General features: G+C 67.7%; 22 protein-coding genes and 1 tRNA gene. 7 read left to right on the forward strand and 16 right to left on the reverse strand.

Features of this window, described 5'->3' with window-relative positions:
- Window positions 1–92: 92 nt before the first annotated feature.
- The 6 genes from MKK67_RS27210 to MKK67_RS27235 form a co-directional block, all read right to left on the reverse strand.
- Window positions 93–1,337, reverse strand: coding sequence for a cysteine desulfurase (locus MKK67_RS27210; RefSeq protein WP_243971376.1), 1,245 nt, complete (start codon window positions 1,335–1,337; stop codon window positions 93–95).
- A gap of 128 nt (window positions 1,338–1,465) precedes the next feature.
- The gene (locus MKK67_RS27215; protein ID WP_243971378.1) at window positions 1,466–2,788 is read right to left on the reverse strand and encodes a SufB/SufD family protein; all 1,323 of its coding nucleotides are present in this window, start codon (window positions 2,786–2,788) and stop codon (window positions 1,466–1,468) included.
- A gap of 4 nt (window positions 2,789–2,792) precedes the next feature.
- Complete coding sequence (gene sufC, locus MKK67_RS27220) at window positions 2,793–3,545, reverse strand: Fe-S cluster assembly ATPase SufC (protein ID WP_243971380.1); 753 nt, start codon at window positions 3,543–3,545, stop codon at window positions 2,793–2,795.
- A gap of 54 nt (window positions 3,546–3,599) precedes the next feature.
- Entirely contained in the window at window positions 3,600–3,890 is a 291-nt protein-coding gene (locus MKK67_RS27225; protein ID WP_243971382.1) for a CCDC90 family protein, read from the reverse strand.
- 8 nt (window positions 3,891–3,898) lie between these two features.
- Complete coding sequence (gene sufB / locus MKK67_RS27230; RefSeq protein WP_243971384.1) at window positions 3,899–5,368, reverse strand: Fe-S cluster assembly protein SufB; 1,470 nt, start codon at window positions 5,366–5,368, stop codon at window positions 3,899–3,901.
- Window positions 5,369–5,437: 69 nt separating this feature from the next.
- A complete protein-coding gene (locus MKK67_RS27235) occupies window positions 5,438–6,607 on the reverse strand; it encodes a cysteine desulfurase family protein (protein ID WP_243971386.1) in 1,170 nt (389 codons plus the stop codon).
- A 273-nt stretch (window positions 6,608–6,880) separates the two neighbouring features.
- Here MKK67_RS27235 and MKK67_RS27240 point away from each other — a divergent pair, with 273 nt between their 5' ends.
- From MKK67_RS27240 to MKK67_RS27250, 3 genes are all read left to right on the forward strand, one after another.
- Window positions 6,881–7,537 carry an alpha/beta hydrolase gene (locus tag MKK67_RS27240; protein ID WP_092045953.1) on the forward strand — a complete coding sequence of 219 codons (657 nt, stop codon included), beginning with the start codon at window positions 6,881–6,883 and terminating at the stop codon, window positions 7,535–7,537.
- 86 nt (window positions 7,538–7,623) lie between these two features.
- Entirely contained in the window at window positions 7,624–8,010 is a 387-nt protein-coding gene (locus MKK67_RS27245) for a response regulator (RefSeq protein WP_243971388.1), read from the forward strand.
- A gap of 58 nt (window positions 8,011–8,068) precedes the next feature.
- Window positions 8,069–9,361 (forward strand): O-acetylhomoserine aminocarboxypropyltransferase/cysteine synthase family protein, encoded by a 1,293-nt coding sequence (locus tag MKK67_RS27250; RefSeq protein WP_243971391.1) that lies wholly within the window; start codon window positions 8,069–8,071, stop codon window positions 9,359–9,361.
- A gap of 259 nt (window positions 9,362–9,620) precedes the next feature.
- On the opposite strand, the gene MKK67_RS27255 is transcribed toward MKK67_RS27250, so the two are convergent.
- The 8 genes from MKK67_RS27255 to MKK67_RS27290 form a co-directional block, all read right to left on the reverse strand.
- On the reverse strand, window positions 9,621–10,790 hold the full coding sequence (locus tag MKK67_RS27255) for an acetyl-CoA acetyltransferase (protein WP_243971393.1): 1,170 nt from the start codon (window positions 10,788–10,790) through the stop codon (window positions 9,621–9,623).
- Between the two features lie 66 nt (window positions 10,791–10,856).
- Window positions 10,857–12,575: an IlvD/Edd family dehydratase gene (locus tag MKK67_RS27260; protein ID WP_243971395.1), complete on the reverse strand. Its 1,719-nt coding sequence runs from the start codon at window positions 12,573–12,575 to the stop codon at window positions 10,857–10,859.
- A gap of 111 nt (window positions 12,576–12,686) precedes the next feature.
- Complete coding sequence (locus MKK67_RS27265) at window positions 12,687–13,256, reverse strand: NUDIX domain-containing protein (RefSeq protein WP_243971397.1); 570 nt, start codon at window positions 13,254–13,256, stop codon at window positions 12,687–12,689.
- A 193-nt stretch (window positions 13,257–13,449) separates the two neighbouring features.
- A complete protein-coding gene (locus tag MKK67_RS27270) occupies window positions 13,450–13,962 on the reverse strand; it encodes a hypothetical protein (protein WP_243971400.1) in 513 nt (170 codons plus the stop codon).
- Window positions 13,929–14,369 carry a hypothetical protein gene (locus MKK67_RS27275; protein ID WP_243971401.1) on the reverse strand — a complete coding sequence of 147 codons (441 nt, stop codon included), beginning with the start codon at window positions 14,367–14,369 and terminating at the stop codon, window positions 13,929–13,931. Before MKK67_RS27275 ends, MKK67_RS27270 begins: the two co-directional genes overlap by 34 nt.
- A 245-nt stretch (window positions 14,370–14,614) precedes the next feature.
- Window positions 14,615–14,689 (reverse strand) — tRNA-Thr (locus tag MKK67_RS27280).
- Between the two features lie 139 nt (window positions 14,690–14,828).
- A complete protein-coding gene (gene aroB, locus MKK67_RS27285; RefSeq protein ID WP_243971403.1) occupies window positions 14,829–15,974 on the reverse strand; it encodes a 3-dehydroquinate synthase in 1,146 nt (381 codons plus the stop codon).
- Between the two features lie 19 nt (window positions 15,975–15,993).
- Window positions 15,994–16,593 (reverse strand): shikimate kinase, encoded by a 600-nt coding sequence (locus MKK67_RS27290; RefSeq protein WP_243971405.1) that lies wholly within the window; start codon window positions 16,591–16,593, stop codon window positions 15,994–15,996.
- Window positions 16,594–16,851: 258 nt separating this feature from the next.
- Between MKK67_RS27290 and MKK67_RS27295 the strand changes: the two genes are divergently transcribed.
- The 3 genes from MKK67_RS27295 (at window position 16,852) to MKK67_RS27305 (ending at window position 18,583) form a co-directional block, all read left to right on the forward strand.
- Window positions 16,852–17,004 (forward strand): hypothetical protein, encoded by a 153-nt coding sequence (locus tag MKK67_RS27295; protein WP_058190531.1) that lies wholly within the window; start codon window positions 16,852–16,854, stop codon window positions 17,002–17,004.
- Window positions 17,001–17,939, forward strand: a complete 939-nt coding sequence (locus MKK67_RS27300; protein ID WP_279601860.1) for a tyrosine recombinase — start codon at window positions 17,001–17,003, stop codon at window positions 17,937–17,939. Before MKK67_RS27295 ends, MKK67_RS27300 begins: the two co-directional genes overlap by 4 nt.
- 125 nt (window positions 17,940–18,064) lie before the next feature.
- The gene (locus MKK67_RS27305; RefSeq protein ID WP_243971407.1) at window positions 18,065–18,583 is read left to right on the forward strand and encodes a MarR family winged helix-turn-helix transcriptional regulator; all 519 of its coding nucleotides are present in this window, start codon (window positions 18,065–18,067) and stop codon (window positions 18,581–18,583) included.
- 83 nt (window positions 18,584–18,666) lie between these two features.
- Here MKK67_RS27305 and MKK67_RS27310 read toward each other — a convergent pair whose 3' ends face one another.
- The gene (locus MKK67_RS27310) at window positions 18,667–19,032 is read right to left on the reverse strand and encodes a c-type cytochrome (RefSeq protein ID WP_243971409.1); all 366 of its coding nucleotides are present in this window, start codon (window positions 19,030–19,032) and stop codon (window positions 18,667–18,669) included.
- Between the two features lie 363 nt (window positions 19,033–19,395).
- Between MKK67_RS27310 and MKK67_RS27315 the strand changes: the two genes are divergently transcribed.
- On the forward strand, window positions 19,396–19,599 hold the full coding sequence (locus MKK67_RS27315; RefSeq protein WP_243971411.1) for a hypothetical protein: 204 nt from the start codon (window positions 19,396–19,398) through the stop codon (window positions 19,597–19,599).
- A gap of 227 nt (window positions 19,600–19,826) precedes the next feature.
- Here MKK67_RS27315 and MKK67_RS27320 read toward each other — a convergent pair whose 3' ends face one another.
- Complete coding sequence (locus MKK67_RS27320; RefSeq protein WP_243971718.1) at window positions 19,827–20,843, reverse strand: NAD-dependent epimerase; 1,017 nt, start codon at window positions 20,841–20,843, stop codon at window positions 19,827–19,829.
- Between the last annotated feature and the right edge of the window lie 104 nt (window positions 20,844–20,947).

A 20,947-nucleotide genomic window follows, 5' to 3' on the forward strand; every position in this document is an offset into this window, starting at 1 on the left:
GGTTTCCTTCTCCCCCGGGCCCGCGCAGACGGAACCGGTTTCATCGCAGCTCGCGCATCGCCCGCCCGATCAGGTCCGGGACGCTGCGCCGATCAGGCGAACATCATCTCGGCTTTGCCGAGCGCCTCGGCAAGGGCGTCGATCTCGGCGGTGGTGGTGTACAGGCCGAACGAGGCCCGGCAGGTGGACGTCACGCCGAATCGCGTGAGCAACGGCATGGCGCAATGCGTCCCGGCGCGCACCGCGACGCCCTGGCGGTCGATCACCGTGGCGATGTCGTGCGCGTGCGCGCCCTTCATCTCGAAACTGACGACGCCGCCCTTGCCCTTGGCCGTCCCGATGATCCGCAGGGCGTTCATCGCGCCGAGCCGCTCGTGGGCGTAGCGGGTCAGCGTCGCCTCATGGGCCGCGATGTTCTCCCGACCCAGCCCCAGCATGTATTCGAGCGCCGCGCCGAGCCCCACTGCCTCGACGATCGCCGGGGTGCCGGCCTCGAAGCGGTGCGGCGGGTCGTTGTAGGTGACCATGTCTTGGCTGACGGTGCGGATCATCTCGCCGCCGCCCTGGTAGGGCGGCAGACGCTCCAGCCATTCCTTCTTGCCGTAGAGGACGCCGATGCCGGTCGGCCCGTAGACCTTGTGGCCGGTGAAGACGAAGAAGTCGCAATCCAGCGCGCGCACATCGATCGGCTGGTGCACGGCACTCTGCGCGCCGTCGAGCAGCACCGGCACGCCGTGCGCGTGGGCGATGCGCACGATCTCCTCCGCCGGCGTCACCGTGCCCAGCACGTTCGACATGTGGGTGATCGCCACCATCTTGGTGCGCGGCGTGAACAACTTTTCGTACTCATCGACCAGGAAGTTGCCGTCCTCGTCGACGGGCGCCCACTTGATCACCGCGCCGCGCCGCTCGCGCAGGAAGTGCCAGGGCACGATGTTGGAGTGATGCTCCATGATCGACAGGATGATCTCGTCTCCCTCGCCGATCAGCCCGGCCCAGCCCATGCTGGACGCGACCAGGTTGTAGGCCTCGGTCGCGTTGCGGGTAAAGATGATCTCGTCGGTGGAAGCGGCGTTGAGGAACTGGCGCGTGGTCTCGCGGGCGCCCTCGAACCCCTCTGTGGCAGCGTTCGCCATGAAGTGCAGGCCGCGATGGACGTTGGCGTAGCCGGTCTCCATGCAGGAGACCATCGCGTCGATGACCTGCTTCGGCTTTTGCGCCGAGGCCGCGTTGTCGAGATAGACCAGCGGCTTACCGTAGACCGTCTGCGACAGGATCGGGAAGTCCTTGCGGATCGCCGCGACGTCGTAGCCGGTGGTGAGGACGGGTGCGTTCATCGTCGCGACCTTTTGAGACCTGAGTCCGTCCCAGGGGCAACCCCATCGGAGGTGCCGGAGTGAAGCGGAGGCCTCGACAGAGGCCTCCGAACGAGCGTTGCGATCCCCGATCGGGATCGGTTGAGAGGTCAGGCGCGCGCCGCGAGCCAAGCCTCGATCTCACCGATCAGCGCCGCGCGGGCGCCCTCGTGCGTGACCGACTCGACAGCCTCGCCGACGAAAGCCTGGACCAGCAGGCTCTCGGCCACGGCGCGGGGCAGGCCGCGGGCCATCAGGTAGAACAGCAGGTCGTCGTCCGGGGCGCCGCAGGTGGCGCCATGGCCGCAGGCGACGTCGTCGGCGAAGATCTCCAGCTCCGGCTTGTTCATCATCTGCCCCTCGTCGCTGAGGAGCAGGCAATCCGACTTCATCTTGCCGTCGGTCTGCTGCGCGGCCTGCCGGACGATGATCTTGCCCTGGAACACGCCGGTGGCGTCCCCGTCGATCACCGTCTTGAACATCTCGCGGCCGACGCCGCCCACGGCGGCATGGTCAGCAAGCAGCGTCGAATCCGCCAGCTGACCGTTGCCGAGCATCGCGGCGCCGTTGACCACGGCGTTCACGTTCTCGCCCGCGACATGCATGAAGATCTGGTGACGCGAGAGGACGGCCCCGGTGACGAGGTTGACCGTCTCCAGCTGCGACTCGTCATCGAGACGCACGCTGATCGTCGAGAGCGCGATGGCGGCGTCGCCCTCGCGGTTGAGCCGGGCATGGCGGAACACCGCCTGCTTGCCGACCCGCACGTCGAGGGCGTCGTTCGGCTGGTAGGTCAGGCCGTTCGGACCCTCGTGGCTCTCCAGCAGGGTCAGCTCCGCGCCGTCGCCGAGATCGACCAGTACGCGGGTGGCGGTCGAGAAGCCCTCGGACCCGGTGCCGATGAAGCGCAGGTGCAGCGCCCGCTCGATCTTCGTGCCGGCCGCCACCGAGATCAGAGCGCCGTCGGCCAGGAAGGCGGTATTGAGCTGGTAGACCGGGTTCTCCCGGGCCTGCTCGACGGGAGCCAGCAGCCTGAGGCGCGCATCGCTCTTGCCCATCGCGTCGTTGAGCGGCGTGACTGTGAGGCCTTCCGGCAAGCCGTCGAGGTCCGAGAGCGGCCGGATGAGATGGCCGTTGACGAAGGTCAGGCGTGCGGCATCGATACCGGCAAAGCCCTTCGCCGAGGCGACGGCGGCCTGCGCGGCCTCCGGCGACGGAGCCTCGGCCGGGGGCACGGCCTCCTTCATGGCGGCGCGCAAGTCGGTGTACTTGAACGCCTCGACCCGCCGGCTCGGCAGGCCGGTGGCTTCGAAGAAACGGAACGCCTCCTCGCGGGCGATCGCCTCTTCCGAGGCGAAGCTCTTGCGCGCGGATTCGAACAGGCTCGACAGCCCGGTCTCGGCGCTGGTGCGCAGGTTCTGGATGTCGGCCATGGGCTTACGCGGCCTCGTTGGTGCGGTACTCGGCATAGCCCGACGCCTCGAGTTCGAGTGCCAGATCCTTGCCGCCGGTCTTCACGATCAGGCCCTTCGACATGACGTGCACGGTGTCGGGCACGATGTGGTTGAGCAGCCGCTGATAGTGGGTGATCACCAGGAACGAGCGGCCTTGGGCCCGGAGCGCATTGACGCCCTCGGAGACGATGCGCAGGGCGTCGATGTCGAGGCCGGAATCGGTCTCGTCGAGCACGCAGAACTTCGGCTCCAGCAGCGCCATCTGGAGGATCTCCATGCGCTTCTTCTCGCCGCCGGAGAAGCCGACGTTGAGCGCGCGCTTGAGCATCTCCTTGTTGATCTCGAGCTTGTCGGCGGCCGCATTCACCTTGCGGATGAAGTCCGGTGTCGAAATCTCGCCCTCGCCACGCGCGCGGCGCTGGGCGTTGAGACAGGCCTTCAGGAACGTCATGGTGCCGACGCCGGGGATCTCCAGCGGGTACTGGAAGGCCAGGAAGATGCCGGCAGCGGCGCGCTCGTCGGCGGCCATCTCCAGCACGTTCTGCCCGTCGAGCAGGATCTCGCCGTCGAGGACCTCATAATCCTCCTTGCCGGCGATGACGTAGGACAGGGTCGACTTGCCCGACCCGTTCGGCCCCATGATCGCCGCGACCTCGCCGTCGTTCACGGTCAGGTTCAGGCCGTTCAGGATGCGGTTGTCCTCGATCTGTACGACGAGGTTCTTGATTTCCAACATGTTAGTTCAAGTCCTAGAGTCGTTGTCTGACGGCGGCTTGGAAAAACCAGCCGGTCACAAAAATTTCTGGAGTGCAGCGATCACCGCGACAGCCGCAGCGATGATCGCGCCGAGTTTTACGGTCATGCGAAGTTCGAGTTCACGAAGCGAGCCCTCGATCTCCGTCTTGATCGCCTTGATATCGGATCTCAGCGCGCGTTCGACATCCTGCAAATCCGCCCGCGTGGCGGAATCGGCAAGGATCATGTCGCGGGCGAGTTCCGCATGCGCGACGGCCTGCTCGCGACCGACACCCACCTGTTCCAGTCGCTGGGTGAACTTGAGGGTGTCGAACGCGAGAGCCATGACGCCTGCTACCCCACGGAGCCTTCGAGGCTGATCGAGATCAGCTTCTGAGCCTCGACAGCGAACTCCATCGGCAGCTGCTGCAGCACGTCACGGACGAAGCCGTTGACGATGAGTGCGGTCGCCTCCTCCTCGGAGAGGCCGCGCTGCAGGCAGTAGAACTTCTGGTCCTCGGAGATCTTGGAGGTGGTCGCCTCGTGCTCGAACACCGCCGAGGCGTTCTTCGACTCGATATAGGGCACGGTGTGTGCTCCGCACTGGTCGCCGATCAGCAGCGAGTCGCAGTTGGTGAAGTTGCGGGCGCCCTTGGCCTTCTTGTGGGCCGAGACGAGGCCCCGATAAGTGTTCTGCGAACGCCCGGCGGAGATGCCCTTCGAGATGATCCGGCTGGTGGTGTTCTTGCCGAGGTGGATCATCTTGGTGCCGGAATCGACCTGCTGCATGCCGTTCGACACCGCGATCGAGTAGAACTCGCCGCGGGACTCGTCGCCGCGCAGGATGCAGGACGGGTACTTCCAGGTGATCGCCGAACCGGTCTCGACCTGGGTCCAGGAGATCTTCGAGCGGGCACCGCGGCAATCGCCACGCTTGGTGACGAAGTTGTAGATGCCGCCCTTGCCCTCGTTGTCGCCCGGGTACCAGTTCTGGACCGTCGAGTACTTGATCTCGGCGTCGTCCAGGGTGACCAGCTCGACCACCGCGGCGTGGAGTTGGTTGTCGTCGCGCTTCGGGGCGGTGCAGCCCTCGAGATACGAGACGTACGAGCCCTTGTCGGCGATGATCAGCGTGCGCTCGAACTGGCCGGTGTCGCGCTCGTTGATGCGGAAATAGGTCGACAGCTCCATCGGGCAGCGGACGCCCGGCGGGATGTAGACGAACGAGCCGTCGGAGAAGACCGCCGCGTTCAGCGTCGCGAAGAAGTTGTCGGTCGAGGGCACCACCGTGCCCAGGTACTTCTTCACCAGCTCCGGATATTCCTGAACCGCCTCGGAGATCGGCATGAAGATCACGCCGGCCTTCGAGAGTTCCTTCTTGAAGGTGGTAGCCACCGAGACCGAATCGAACACGGCGTCGACCGCGACGCGGCGCTCCGGCGCGATGCCTTCCAGCACCTCGACCTCGCGCAGCGGGATGCCGAGCTTCTCGTAGGTCTTCAGGATCTCGGGATCGATCTCGTCCAGCGACATCGCCGCCGGGCGCTTGGGCGCGGCGTAGTAGTAGATGTCGTTATAATCGACCTTGTCGTACGAGACCCGCGCCCACTCCGGCTCCTTCATGGTCAGCCAGCGCCGATAGGCGTCGAGGCGCCATTCCAGCAGCCAGGCCGGCTCGTTCTTCTTGGCCGAGATGAAGCGCACGACATCCTCGGAGATGCCCTTGGCGGACTTCTCCATCTCGATGGTGGTCTCGAACCCGTACTTGTACTGGTCGAGGTCGATCGAGCGGACCCGGTCGATTGTTTCCTGCACGGCAGGCATTAGCATCTCCTGGCAAGCCCGGTTTCAAGGACCGGGAAGCGTCTGTCGGAAAGCGTGGGACGCGGTCGCTCAGGCCGCGTGCCCTCGCCGCTTATATAGGGGCTGCAAGGCCCGTTCGCAGGCGTCGAGAAAGCGTGACGCATCCTCGTCCACCGTGTTCCAGCCGAGGCTGACGCGCAGCGCCCCCCCGGCAAGCTTGGGATCGACGCCCATCGCCGCCAGCGTCGCCGAGCGCGCGACCTTGCCCGAGGAGCAGGCCGAGCCCGACGACACCGCCACGCCGGCGAGGTCGAGGGCGATCAGCGCCGCGGGGGCGTCGAGGCCCGGAACCGCGAAGCTGAGCGTGTTGGGCAGGCGCGGCGCATCGGCCGCGAACACCACCGCGTCGGGTGCCCGCGCAAGCACGCCCGCTTCGATCCGGTCGCGCAGGCCTGAGAGGCGTGCGGCTTCCTGGTCGAGCGCCGCGCCGGCGATCCGCGCCGCCTCGCCCATGCCGACGATGGCCGGCAGGCACTCGGTGCCGCAGCGCTGGCGCTGCTCCTGGCCGCCGCCGCGCAGAAAGGCGCTGTCCAGGGCGACGCCATCGGCCAGGATCATCGCGCCGACGCCCTTCGGCGCCGCGAATTTGTGGCCCGACAGGGTGAGCGCATCGAGCCCCAGCGCGTCCATGTCGAGGGCGATCTTGCCGACCGCCTGCACGGCATCGCTGTGCACCAACGCTCGGCCATGGGCGCGAGCCAGGGCGACGATCTCGGGCAGGGGCTGGATCGCGCCGGTCTCGTTGTTGGCGGCGTGGACCGAGATCAGCACGCTCTCGCCCGCCAACGCGGCAAGACGGTTTTCGAGGATGGCGAGGTCGATCACACCGTCCGGGGTGACTGGCAACTGCTCGACTGCGTCCTCGTGGAAGCGATGGCCGGCGGCCACGCAAGGGTGTTCCGTCGCCGAATGGAGAAGCCGGGTCGGCCTTGGCTGCCCGCGGCGGCCGAGCGCGCCGGACAGGACTGCGTTTGCGGCTTCCGTCCCGCCGCTGGTGAACACCACCTGCGCCGGGCGAGCGCCGACCAGGGCGGCGACCTGGGCGCGGGCGGCTTCCAGGGCGGCGCGGGCGGCACGCCCCTCCTGGTGGATCGACGAGGGGTTGCCGGGCAGCATCAGCGCGCGCGCCGCCGCATCCGCCACGGCCGGGCGGACCGGGGCGGTCGCGTTGTAATCGAGATAGGCGCGGGCCCGACTCATGCTGATTCCGTGTCGTCCCCTAGTACGGCGCGTACAATTCCTTGCCCGCGCACCGGTCCGCCGTGCTAAGGCGCGCCGACAAATGAGGTCTCGCCAACCGAAAGGCTGGCACAGGGAGCTAGCATGGCCTGCCGGCTCGCCATACTTTAGAATAGTTCTAATCGCCTAGAACTGTTCTAAGAGCGTTTGTATGGTGTGCGTGCGGCGAGTCAAGGCTGCCTCTTCACTGCCCCTGATCGCGCGGCCGGCGACCGCTGAAACGAGAGTCGAACGATGCCCGAAGTTATCTTCACCGGCCCGGCCGGACGTCTGGAAGGCCGGTACCAGGCCCCCAAGAAGCGCGGCGCGCCGATCGCCATCGTGCTGCACCCGCACCCCCAGTTCGGGGGCACGATGAACAATCAAATTGTGTACAACCTTTTCTACACCTTCGCCAATCGCGGCTTTGCAGCCCTGCGTTTCAATTTCCGCGGGGTCGGCCGCAGCCAGGGCGCGTTCGACCACGGATCGGGTGAGCTGTCCGACGCGGCCGCGGCGCTCGACTGGGTGCAGTCCGTCAACCCGGAGGCGAAGTCGTGCTGGATCGCCGGCGTGTCGTTCGGCGCGTGGATCGGCATGCAGCTGCTGATGCGGCGTCCCGAGATCGAGGGCTTCATCTCGATCGCCGCGATGGCCAACCGGTTCGACTTCACCTTCCTGGCCCCCTGCCCCTCGTCCGGCCTGTTCGTGCACGGCTCCGAGGACCGGGTCGCGCCGGCCCGGGATGTCATGCCGGTGATCGAGAAGGTGAAGGTGCAGAAGGGCGTCATCATCGAGCACCAGATGGTCGAGGGGGCCAACCACTTCTTCGACGGCAAGGTCGACGAGCTGACCCAGACGGTCGACACCTATCTCGACAAGCGCCTCGGCAAGCGCGAAGAGGCCGCCTGAGGCGGCGGGCCTCGCGCCTTGACGGGGGCAGGCCCGGGGAATACGGCGCGGGCTTCGAACGCCGCGGCTGAACCTTTGCAGGTCTGATGTCAGAGAGCCCGTCCGACCAACCTGTCGTGCTGCTGGTGGAAGATGACGGCCTCCTGCTCATGGAGGCGTCAGACACCCTGGCGGATGCCGGCTTCACCGTGCTGGAGGCCAGCCACGCCGACAAGGCGCTCAAGGTCCTCGAAAACCGCGACGATGTCGGCGTCCTGATGACGGATGTCGACATGCCGCAGGGCTCGATGGACGGGTTCGCCCTGGCCCGTCTGGTGGCGCATCGCTGGCCGTCGATCCCCGTGCTGGTGGTCTCCGGCATGGGCACGCCCGGCCCGAACGACATGCCGGACGGCGCCCGGTTCATTCCGAAGCCCTACGAGCCGACGACCCTGGTCCGAACCCTGCAGGCTTTCCTCCGTCGCGCGGCGTGAAGCCTTTCCCGGCTCGGGCGCATCGACGATCCGGGCGCCGAACACCCGACCGAGAGCCATGACGGATTTGAGCCGCAAGCACCGTTTCGCGACCCGGGCTATCCATGCCGGCGCGGCGCCGGACCCCGCCACCGGCGCGCGGGTCCAGCCGATCTACTTCACCAACGGTTTCGTGTTCGAGTCCACCGAGCAGGCGGCCGACATCTTCGCCGGCCGCCGGTCCGGTTTTTCTTATTCGCGGGGCTCGAACCCGACGGTGGCCGCCTTGGAGCGGCGGGTGGCCGACCTCGAAGGCGCCAAGGCCGGCGTCGCGGTCTCTTCCGGGCAGTCGGCGATGCTGCTCGTGCTGATGACGCTGATGAAGAGCGGCGATGCCTACGTGGCCTCGCCGCGGCTGTTCGGCGGGTCCCTGGGCCTGATGCGCCGCCTCGACGGCCGCTACGACCTGAAGCCGCGCTTTGCCGCCGGCATGACCCCCGAGGATTTCGAGGCGGCGATCACGCCGGACTGCCGGGCCATCTTCTGCGAGTCAATCGTGAACCCGTGCGCCTCGGTGGTGGATCTCGACGGGATCGCTGCGGTGGCCCGTCGCCACGGCCTGCCCCTCGTGGTCGACAACACCCTGGCCTCGCCGGCGCTGATCCGGCCGATCGAGCACGGTGCGGACATCGTCTGGCACTCGACCTCGAAGTTCCTGAGCGGTTCGGGCCAGACCATCGGCGGCATGATCTGCGATGCCGGCTCCTTCGACTGGACCCGGACCAGCGGCTACAACCTGATCACCGAGCCCTGGCCTGACTACGACGGCCTCGTCCTGACCAAGAGCTTCCCGGAGACGCCCTTCGCGGCGGCCTGCCGGTTCTTCGGCCTGCGCGACCTCGGCCCCGGCCTCTCGCCGATGAACGCGTTCCTGACCCTGATGGGCATCGAGACGCTGCCGCTGCGCATGGAGCGCCACTGCGCCAACGCCCGCGCCGTCGCGGCCTTCCTGAAGGACCATCCGGCGGTCGCCTGGGTGAGCTATCCCGGCCTGCCGGGCCAAACCGGAGAGGAGCTCGCCCGGCGCTACACGCCGCAGGGGCCGGGCTCGATCTTCACCTTCGCGCTGAAGGGCGGCGAGCCGGCGGCCCTGGCATTCATCGCCGGGCTGGAGCTGATCTCGCACCTCGTCAACATCGGCGAGATCAAGTCCCTGGCGATCCACCCGTCCTCGACCACGCACCGGCAATTGCCGGAGGGCGAGAAGGCTGCCGCCCAGGTCGGCCCCGAGACCGTGCGCCTGTCGATCGGCCTGGAGAACGAGGCCGACTTGATCGCCGACCTCAGCCAAGCGCTCGACAAGCTCGGCTGAGGGGATAGGGTCTGGCGGCTGACGCGCAGGATCGGGTCTATCCCAACCCTGCCCTCATCCTGAGGTGTGAGCGCAGCGAGCCTCGAAGGAGCCCTCCAGGGATCGCGTGGCCGGCTGGAGGGCTCCTTCGAGGCGACCGCTTCGCGGCCGCACCTCAGGATGAGGGAATTGGGTTGGAAGGGCGCCGCCGATCATGGCCTGGCGGGCCCCTTGTAGCGTACCGTCGCGGCCGGTGCTCAACGGCGGTTCTGACCTCGGCTCAGCGTCGCCGCTCCAGGATCGACACGTAATTGGCGACCGCCGCGCCGCCCATGTTGAAGATCCCGGCCAGGTTCGCGCCGGGGACCTGCATGTCGCCGGCCTCGCCCATGAGCTGGAGGCAGGCCATCACGTGCATCGAGACGCCCGTGGCGCCGACCGGATGGCCCTTGGACTTCAGCCCACCGGACGGGTTGATCGGCAGCCGGCCGCCCTTCTCGGTCAGGCCCTCGCGGACGACGCGGAAACCCTGGCCGGGTTCGGCGAGCCCCATCGCCTCGTACTCGATGAGTTCGGCGATGGTGAAGCAGTCGTGCGTCTCGACGAAGGACAGGTCGTCGTTGCCGATTCCAGCCTGCGCGCGGGCCTTCTCCCAGGCGAGCCGAGCGCCCTTGAATTCGGTCGGGTCCCGGCGCGACAGGGGCAGGATGTCGTTGACATGCGCCCGGGCGCGGAAGCCGATTGCGCGGGCCAACCCTTCGGCGGTCTCGGCATCGGCCACCACGAGGGCGGCGGCGCCGTCCGAGATCAGCGAGCAGTCGGTGCGTCGGAGCGGAGCCGCCACGTAGGGGTTCTTGTCCGAGACGGTGTTGCAAAACGCGAAGCCGAGATCTTTTCGCAATTGCGCGTAGGGGTTTGCGACGCCGTTGCGGTGGTTCTTGGCGGCAATGCGGGCCAGTTCTTCGCTGCGATCGCCGTAGCGCTGGAAGTAGCCCGCCGCGATCCGCCCGAACACGCCGGCGAAGCCGCCCTCGATGTCGGCCTCCTCCTTCCGGTAGGAGGCCCCGAGCAGGATGTCGCCGGTCTCGGCCACGGATTTCGCCGTCATCTTCTCGGCGCCGACCACCAGGGCGATCCGGCCGCGGCCGCTGTCGACGAAATCGAGGGCCGCGTAGAGCGCCGCCGAGCCGGTGGCGCAGGCGTTCTCCAGATGCGTCGCCGGCGCGTGGGCGAGGCCCGGCCGGTTCAGGGCGACCTGCGACCCCTCGAAACCCTGCTTCGAGAAGCCGGTGTTCATGACGCCGACATAGATCCCGTCGACCTGGGACTCCTCGACGCCGGCATGTGTCAGCGCCTCGCCCGACACCCGTGCGATCAGGCCCTCGACATCCGGTTCCTCGAGCTTGCCGAAGGGGGTGTGGGCCCAGCCCACGATGCAGGCACGCGTCATGTTGTCGACTCCTCCCGATTCTTCGCCGAACGATGGGCCCGGCATCCGCAGGGATCAAGCCGCGCGTCAGCCGGGCTCGCCGTCCCCGATCAGGAAGTCGAAGTCGCAGCCTTCCGGCGCCTGGGTGACGGTGCGCCGGTACAGCGCCTTGTAGCCGCGCTTGGGTGCCGGCGGCGGTTGATGGTCCGCGAGGCGCCGGGCGATCTCGGCCTCGCCCACCATGAGGTCGATCCGCTTGTCCCGGATCGACAGGCGGATCCGGTCGCCGTCGCGCACGGCCCCGAGCGGGCCGCCGATGGCCGCCTCCGGGGCGATGTGCAGCACGATCGACCCGAAGGCGGTGCCGGACATCCGCGCGTCGGAAATCCGCACCATATCCTTGATCCCCGCCCGAGCGAGTTTCTTGGGGATCGGCAGGTAGCCGGCCTCGGGCATGCCGGCGGCATGCGGTCCGGCATTCTGCAGTACCAGCACGTCGCCCGGCGCCACGTCGAGATCCGGGTCGTCGATGCGGCGGCTCAGGTCTTCGAGGCCGGTGAACACTACCGCCCGCCCCTCGGATTCGAACAGCTCCGGCGTCGCGGCGGCGCGCTTGAAGATCGCCCCGTCGGGAGCGAGGTTGCCGATGAGCGCGACCAGCCCACCCACCGGCGAGACCGGGTTGTCGAAGGCGCGGATCACCGCGCGGTCGACCCAGCCGGGCGGCTCGTCCAGGCGTTCGGCCAGCGTACGGCCCTCCACGTCCACGGTATCGAGGTGCAGGAGCGGGCGCAGTTCGCGCAGCAGCGCACCCATGCCGCCGGCCGCATGGAAATCCTCCATGTAGCCCTCGCCCACTGGCTTCAGGTCGACCAGCACCGGCGTCTCGTCCGAGATGGCGTTGAAGCGCCCGGCGGGGATGCGGATACCGAGGCGCCCGGCGATGGCCGTGAGGTGCACGATGGCGTTGGTCGAGCCGGACACCGCCATCAGGACCCGGATCGCGTTCTCGACCGATTTTTCCGTGATGACCTGCGCTGGCGTGACCTTGGTCTGGATCAGCCGCACGGCGGCGCGGCCGGTCTCCTCGGCGGCGACGAGCCGGTCCGAATGCACCGCCGGGATCGCGGCGGTGCCGGGCAGCGACATGCCGAGTGCCTCGGCGATGCACGCCATGGTCGAGGCCGTGCCCATCACCGCGCAGGTGCCGGCCGTGACCGAGAGCCGGCCCTCGACCTCGGCGATCTCCTCCGCATCCACCGTGCCGGCCCGGTACTTCGCCCAAAAGCCCCGGCAATCGGTGCAGGCGCCGAGGCGCTGACCCTTGTGGCGGCCGGTGGACATCGGGCCGGTCACCACCTGGATCGCCGGAAGGCCCGCGGAGGCCGCGCCCATGAGCTGGGCCGGCACGGTCTTGTCGCAGCCGCCGATCAGCACGACCGCGTCCATCGGCTGGGCCTGGATCATCTCCTCCGTGTCCATGGCCATTAGGTTGCGGTACATCATGCTGGTCGGGTTGAGGAAAACCTCGCCCAGCGACACGGTCGGGAAAGGCCGCGGCAGGGCGCCGGCGGCCAGCACTCCGCGCGAGACCGCCTCTACCAGTTCCGGCATGCTCCGATGGCAGTTGTTGAAGCCGGATGGCGTCATGGCGATGCCGACCACCGGCTTGTCGAGGAGCGTGCGCGAGATGCCCATGGACCGGGCGAAGGAGCGGCGCAGGTAGCGGGCGAAATCCCGGTCGCCGTAATTGGTCAGGCCCCGGTCGAGGCCGTGCGGTTCGGCGGTGCCGGACTCGTCGCTCATCGTTTCGCTCCCGAAGTGGTCCAGCTCAGCGCAGGTGGAACGCGATCCAGGCGACCGCGACAAACACCGCGCCGGTGATCAACCATTGCGCGAAGACGCGATAGCGGATTCTCACGCCGCGAAAAGCTCCGGATGGCGGGCGCGGAGCGCCAGGATCAATGTCAGCGTCTTCAGATCGGTGAGTTCGGCCCGGTCCGCCAGGCGGGCGAGTTCGGTGAGCGGCATTTCCACGATCCGGATGTTCTCGTGTTCACCCTCGGCGCCGCCACCCTGCTCGGCGCGGTCGGCCTTGCTATAGGGCGCGAGGTAGAGGTGCAGTTTTTCCGTGGTCAGGCTGGCGCAGGAATAGGTCGCGCCGACAAATTCCAGCTCGCGCAGGCGCAGACCCACCTCCTCCAGCACCTCCCGGCGACCGTTCTCCTCCGGGCTGCCGTCCTCGATCAGGCCGGCCGGCGCTTCGAGTTGGACCTGCTCGCCGGCGGCGAACAGGGGCGGCACCCGCAGCTCGCGCACCAGCGTGGCGACCTTTCGCTCGGGATCGTAGGGCAGGACGCCCACCGAGTTGCCGTGATCCTCGATCTCGCGCTCCACCACGGCACCGTCGGCGAGGCGCACTGTCGCGATCCCGAACCGGCTCCAGCCCTCGTGGATGAACCGGACGTCCAGGATCTCGGCTGTCATGGCGTATTCCCGTCTGCTGGGCCGGTGCACGGCACAGAACGACCTACACGAGGACGGGGCGTCGGGTTCCGCGTATGACGATTCGGAACGCTTCGAAACTGCGTCGCCCCGTCTGATCGGGATAGATCCGGAATGACGATGCAGTGCCGTTGCCAGTCGATATCACTGGACGAACGGCACCGCGTTCCGCGACTCAGGCTGCAATCTGCAAAGCTTCGACGTTTTTCTCGAAGCGACGCCAATGCCGTGAGCGTTCGGCCGGCGGCATCTTCTGATCGCGAAGCTGATAGACCCACTCATGCGCGAACGAGAGGTCGCCGACATCCAAGGTTATGCGGGTCTCGACGGATACGCTGCTCGGATCGATCGTCGGGTCGTCGGGAACGAACGGGCCGATCGTGATGTCCAGCCCGTAACCTTCGCGCAGAGCTCTGGCGATCTCCTGCTTCGGGCTATGCAGGCGCACGATGAACGGGTCGATTAGCGCTGGCGTCACGCTCGCGTTGTAGGCGCGCGTCAGCAACCGGTACATCTGCAACGGTCCGGCGAAATCGAGGTGGGCCGTCACAAGGACGAGGACGAACGCATTCAGCGAACGATCATAGGCCCAAAGCAAACCTTCCGGGTCGAGACCGAGCCGCTTCAGCGTGTCCCGATACTCGGCGCCGGCTCTCAGATGCTCAAACGGTAACGTGAGTCCAGCCACTGCAACACCCCATTCGCCCCCAGAGCGGCCGCGCACATATCTTCGGCCATCTTTAATGGCATCGCTCCCGGATTATAGGACTCCGTCCTTCGCCAGAGAAGCACGGTCATCCAGGCCGGTCCGACAGGGTCGCGTTTGAGCTGTGCACGATCGATACCCGCCAGGGCCATCAAATCGGTGAAATTGTGCGTGTAAAGATCTGGCCGCTCGGCTTGTGACGGCCATCGGTTGAACCGCTGGTGCCGGCAGACGGCTGCCTTCAGAGCGCATTCAGCGGCAAAGCCTGCGTGACTCCAGGCATCGATCGTATGCCGAGCAGCCAGCAACGTACGTGCAACTCCGGCCTGCTTCTCGGCAAGCCGGAACCAGTCTCTCGCGGTTTCGGGCTGTCCACCCAGGTCGAACACCGGCGTAAAGTGGCATGCGCCGATGCAGGGGGCAACGATGCCGCTGTCGAACCTATCAGTGACTCTACGGAGTGAACTGCCCGATCCGTAGGGCAATCCCCGGTCATCTTAAAGAATTCGCCCTCGATCATATCGAGGGACGGCGAACTTGCAGGTGGTGAATGGAATATCGACGACCAAGACTGTTTGTCGAATCGCTTGCCCAAACTCGGAACACGATCGGGGTGTCGTCGACGTTCAAATGATGGTGCCGGAGGAGGGATTTGAACCCCCGACCTTCGCTTTACGAAAGCGCTGCTCTACCACTGAGCTACACCGGCAACCGGCAAGGCCGGCGAACCGACCTCGACCCTCTGCCCCGAGCATGATTCGGGCCAGAATCCCGCGACGGCCTGAACCGTCCCGGACGTGGCAGGCTCATAGCGGTCCGACCGGCGCAAGGCAAGGCCGATGGCGCCGTCAGAGACGCGGGTCGGCGGCGAGTTCATCCTGCAGGAACGCCCGCACCTCCCCCCGGTCGATCCCGGGGGCGATGAAGCTCTGGCCGATCCCGCGGGCGAGAATGAAGGTCAGCGCGCCGTCGCGGACCTTCTTGTCCTGCGCCATCGCGTCGAGGAGGGCATCGGCGTCGCCGCAGCCGCCCGGCACCGCCTGGAGGCGGGTCGGCAGCCCGGCGAGCGCCAAGTGGTTGGCGACGCGGCCGGCATCCTGACCGGCGCAGAGCCCCAGCCGAGCCGAGAACCGGAACGCGAGCGCGGTGCCGATCGCGACCCCCTCCCCGTGCACCAGCCGGGCCGAGTCGTAACCGGTCAACCGCTCCAGGGCGTGGCCGAAGGTGTGGCCGAGGTTAAGCAGCGCGCGCTCGCCGTCCTCCCGCTCGTCGCGGGTGACCACCGCGGCCTTGGCGCGGCAGCAGGCGGCGACCGCCTCCTCGCGCTCCGGGCCGCCGGAAAAGATCCCGCGCCAGTTGGCCTCGCACCAATCGAAGAAGCCGGCATCCGCGATCAGCCCGTATTTGGCGACCTCGGCATAGCCGGCGCGCATCTCCCGTTCGGACAGGGTGTCGAGGGCCGCTGTGTCGGCGAGGACGAGGCGGGGCTGGTGGAAGGCGCCGATCAGGTTCTTGCCGAGCGGCGCGTTGATCCCGGTCTTGCCGCCCACCGAGGAATCGACCTGGGCGAGCAGGCTGGTCGGCACCTGCACGAAGCGCACGCCGCGCCGCAGGGTCGCGGCCGCGAAGCCGGCAAGGTCGCCGACCACGCCGCCGCCGAGCGCCACCACGAGATCGCCGCGCTCGACCTTGAGCGCCAGCAGGCCGTCGCAGACCTGCGCGTAGCCGGCGTAGGATTTCGAGCCCTCGCCCGGCGCCACCGTGACGACGCCGGACCCGAGACCCGCGCGCTCCAGGCTGTCGCACAGGCGGGCGCCGTAGAGCGCCCCGACGTTCTCGTCGGTGACGATCGCCGCCCTGCGGGCCCCGAGGGCGGCGATCCGTGCGCCCGCTGTCTCGATCAGGCCGCGGCCGATCAGGATGTCGTAGGCGCGGCCGGCATCGAGCGGCACGTGGACCGTCAAGGGAACCGGATGGGACGAGGGCTCGGTCAAGGACAGGCTCACTGCAGGGTCACTGGGCGGCGATGGGGCTCGGGGCCGCGGCGGTCAGATGGGCGTCCAGAGCCTCCAGCACGTCCTGGACGACGCGGTCGTGCGAGACCTCTCTGGAGATCACCACCACGTCGGCCGCCGCGTAGACCGGGTGGCGGACCGCCATGAGGTCACGCATCGTCGCCTCGGGATCCTCGGTTTGGAGCAGAGGCCGGCTGCCGCGCTTGCGCACCCGCCGCATCAGCACGTCGAGATCGGCCTTGAGCCAGACCGAGATGGCGGATTCCCTAATCCGCACCCGGGTCGCCTCGCGCAGGTAGGCGCCGCCGCCGGTGGCCAGCACCAGGGGGCCGGCACGCAGGAGGCGCGAGATGACCCGCTCCTCGCCGTCCCGAAAACTCGGCTCGCCATAGATCGCGAAGATGTCGGGGATGGTCAGGCCGGCCGCCGCCTCGATCTCGCTGTCGGCATCCTTGAAGATCAGCCCGAGCCGGCTGGCGAGGCGCCGGCCGACCGTGCTCTTACCCGCCCCCATCAAGCCGACGAGCACGATCGAGCGCAGGCCCAGCGCCCGGCGCAGGCGCGCCTCGATCGGTTCACCGACATCCTCTTCGTTCATCGACGGCAGCATCGCATGGTCGCGGCGTCTCCGGCTCCCTGTCGGCCGCCCCGTACGCGCCTCGCCGGGGGCTTCCAATCCTGTGCCAGGCTCTTAGCGCGATTCAAGCGGCCTGCGAAACGCATCGCTGTGTCCTTGCGGGCCTTGTCAGCGCCGCGATCGCGTGGTGGAAACCGATCTCTCGCGACATCTTGGGGGTGGCTTTTCGCGCGCTCCCCTCCCCGCCGACTGCGCTCGTCTGCCCGAGGTTCGACCGACGTGCCGACCCTGTTCCGTTTCTTCGCCACCCTCGCGATCCTAGCCGGGCTCGTCTTCGCGGCGATGTTCGCGCTGGCGAACTTCGTGGTGCCGACTCCCCGGGAGATGATCGTGACCATCCCGGCTTCGAAGCTCCAGCCGGGCAACCGTTGAGCGCGGCGGCGGCAGAGAGTCCGGCCCGGCCCCCCGCTCCGGAGGTCGCCGCCTACCTCGACATGCTGGCTGCCGAGCGCGGGGCAGGCGCCAACACACTGGCAGCCTACCGGCGCGACCTCGACGATTATCTCGCCTATCTCGGCCGCGAAGGCATCCCGCTCGAGGAGGCCGATACGCACAGCCTCCGGGCGTTCGTGGCCGATCTGGAGACCCGCGGGCTCATGGCGTCTTCGGCCGCTCGGCGCCTGTCCTGCGTGCGCGGCTTCCACAAGTTTCTCTACGCCGAGGGCTATGCCGAGGCCGATCCGAGCGTCGCGGTCTCGGGGCCGCGCCGGGGCCGGACCCTGCCGAAGGTGTTGTCGATCGCCGAGGTGGACGGGCTGCTGGCCACCGCGCATACGGCTGCGGCCGACAAGGAGGCGGGGCCGGCGCGCCGCGCCCGCCGGATGGTCTGCCTGCTCGAGCTTCTCTACGCCACGGGATTGCGCGTCTCGGAACTCGTCGCCCTGCCGCGGGCCGCGGGCACCACAAGCGAGCGCTACCTGTTCATCAAGGGCAAGGGCGGCCGCGAGCGGCTCGTCCCGCTGACCGAGGCGTCCCGAGCCGCGATGACCGTGCATCTCGCGGCGGTGCCGGAGGAATCCCCCTGGCTGTTTCCGGCCGACAGCGACAGCGGCCACCTCACCCGGCAGGCCTTCGCCCGCGACCTCAAGGCAGTGGCGGTCGCTGCCGGATTGCGCGCCGACCGGGTGAGCCCGCACGTGCTGCGCCACGCTTTCGCCAGTCATCTGCTGCAGAATGGCGCCGATCTGCGCATCGTCCAGGAACTGCTCGGCCATGCCGACATCTCGACCACGCAGATCTACACCCACGTCCTCGATGAGCGCCTGAAGGCGATGGTACGAGACCTGCACCCGCTCATGGATGGATGAACGGCGGAGACGATCTGTGTCCCTTCGCCCGTTCGCGAGAATTGTACAGGATTCACGAACTGACTAAGAGTGACCTGTCGGCATACCGGTACGATAGCCCGCCTTTACCAGAGAGAGTTCAACCAATGTCAGGCCCGACTGCTTCGCAGAGCGGCGCTCAGCCGAACCAGGCGGGTCGCGCGACCGGCGACCAGCCGTCGCAGCGGGATCGGCAGCGCCTCGACAACCAGCTGTGCTTCGCGGTCTACGCCGCTGCGCATGCATTCGGCCGTGCCTATCGCGCCCTTCTCAGCCGCTATGAGCTGACCTACCCGCAATACCTCGTCCTGCTGGTGCTGTGGGAGGAGGACGGGCTGTCGGTCAAGGAGATCGGCAACCGCCTGTTCCTCGATTCCGGCACCCTGACCCCGCTCCTTAAACGCCTGGAAGCCTCGGGCCGCGTCCGGCGCGCCCGGGACCGGGCCGACGAGCGGCAGGTCAGCATCTTCCTGACTCCGGCCGGCCAGTCGCTGCGGGACGTGCTCGCCTGCGTTCCCGACGAGGCGGGCGACCGGACCGGCCTCGACATCCAGGGCCGGAAGGATCTGCTGAACGACCTCGTCACCCTGCGGCTCGGCCTTCAGTCCGGTCTGATCCCGGAATAACGGGTCGTCGGGGCCTAAACGGAAAAGGGCACCCGCGCGGCTGCGCGGATGCCCTCATTGCGGCTGCGCTCTCGCGCGATGTTTCAGGACTGCGTCTTGAGGTAGGCGATCACGTCGTTGATCTTCTTGTCGTCCGGGTAGCCCTGGAAGATCATCTTGGTGCCGGGGACCTTGGTCTTCGGGTTCTTCAGCCACTCATGAAGATTGGCCTCGTCCCAGGTGATGCCCGAGTTCTTCAGCGCGGCGGAGTAGTTGTAGCCCTCGTAGGTGCCGGCCTTGCGCCCGACGACGCCCTTCAGGTCCGGACCCACGCCGTTCTTCTGGAAGTTGTGGCATGCCTTGCAGGGGGCGAACGCCTTCTCGCCTGCAGCCGCATCACCGGCCTCCTGGGCCTGCACTGAAAGTGGGATCAGGGCGGCAAGGACGGCGCCGAGAACGAAAGAACGCATGGATTTCCTCCTTATGGCCGCTGTCGCGGCAGCGTTTAGAGCAGAGCTTGCCTGCCTGGAACAGCTCTAAATGATTACACGTACATGGTGCAACGGCCTAGCCTAACGAGGTCGTCGTCCTGCTGATTGCGTGGACGGCCAGACCCTCAACACCGATCCTCGCGCTTCGCTGCCTGCGGCGGATGGAAGCTGGATCGCGGGGTGCCGGGGCGTGGCTCCGCTCGGCCAGAACGATGTCGGTCGGTCTCTGAATCCGCAACGCAGCTTTCCGAAAGCCGGCGATCGCCTTACGGGACGTTGCTCTAAGCAGGTCGGGCCGGCCAATCGGGCGCCGGGCCGCGGCGTCGCGATGGAGCGCCCCTCATGACCTTTCGCGGCCTAGCGATCTTCCTGACGCTCTGCGGCCTCGCCGCGATCGTGATCACGCTCGTCGAAGAGCCGGACCGCGTTTCGGTCGTCCTCGGCAAGCTTGGCGAGGGCGGGATGTGGACGGCCCTGGCGGTCTTCGTCGGGATTGCGGCGGTTCTCGGCTATCGGCGGCGCGACGCGGCCCGGCGCCGTCGCTGAGAGCCTGTTTGACGGCGTGATCGCAGTCGCGTGACGGTTCTAACTGACGTGTATCCCACTCGTCCCCTCATCCTGAGGTGCTGCGCAGCAGCCTCGAAGGAGGCCTCCAGCCAGCTGCGCGATCCCTGGAGGGCTCCTTCGAGGGCTCCGCTCCGCTACGCCACCTCAGGATGAGGTCGAGATTGGGAAAAACCGGTCACACAGGCTCTGAGCAAGCGCCGGCGCGCTCAGAGGCCGTGATAGCTCCGGTACCAGGCCACGAAGCGTTCGATGCCGAGCTTCAGCGGGGTCGCCGGCCGGAAGCCGGTGTCGCGGGCGAGGTCGTCGATATCCGCGTAGGTGGCCGGCACGTCGCCGGGCTGCATCGGCAGCAGGACCGTCTCGGCCTTGCGCCCGAGCGCGTCTTCGAGGAGCGCGATCATCCGCATCAGCTCCACCGGCTCGTTGTTGCCGATGTTGTAGACCCGATAGGGCGCCGCGCTGGTGCCGGGATCCGGGTCGGCGCCGCTCCAGGCGGGGTTCGGCGCCGCCGGCTTCTCGGAGAGCGCGACGATGCCTTCGACGATATCGTCGATATAGGTGAAGTCCCGGCGCATCCGGCCTTCGTTGAACACCCGGATCGGCTCGCCCGCCAGGATGGCGCCGGCGAACAGGGACATCGCCATGTCGGGCCGGCCCCAGGGCCCGTACACGGTGAAGAACCGCAGCCCCGTCGTCGGCAGGCCGTAGAGGTGGCTGTAGCTATGCGCCATCAGCTCGTTGGCCTTCTTGGTCGCCGCGTAGAGGCTCACCGGATGGTCGACGTTCTGATGGATTGAGAACGGCATGGCCGTGACCGCACCGTAGACCGAGCTCGACGACGCGTAGAGCAGGTGCGCGACGCCGCCGTGGCGGCAGGCTTCGAGGATGTTGAGGAAACCGACGAGATTGCTCGACGCATAGGCGTGCGGGTTCGTCAGCGAGTAGCGGACGCCGGCTTGCGCGGCGAGGTGGACGACGGTCCGAAAGCCATGGCGGCGGAACAGCGCATCGAGACCGGCCGCGTCGGTCAGGTCGAGGCGCGCGAAGCTGTAGCCCGCAAACGGTTCGAGGCGTCGGAGCCGCGCCTCCTTGAGGCCGACGTCGTAATAGGCGTTGACGTTGTCGAGGCCCACGACCTGCCGGCCGGCTTCGAGATAGCGCAGCGCGAGCGCGTTCCCGATGAAGCCGGCGACGCCCGTGATCAGGACAGGGGGCTGGGACATGATCGGGTGCCGCGAACCGGCCGTGCCGCCGGGGTCGGCCATCGGTATCATGAGTCCGCCTCCGTTTCATCCGCGGTCACCGTCTTGCGGCATGGGAAGGGAGA

Source organism: Methylobacterium sp. J-072, assembly GCF_022829425.1.
Classification (GTDB): Bacteria; Pseudomonadota; Alphaproteobacteria; order Rhizobiales; family Beijerinckiaceae; genus Methylobacterium.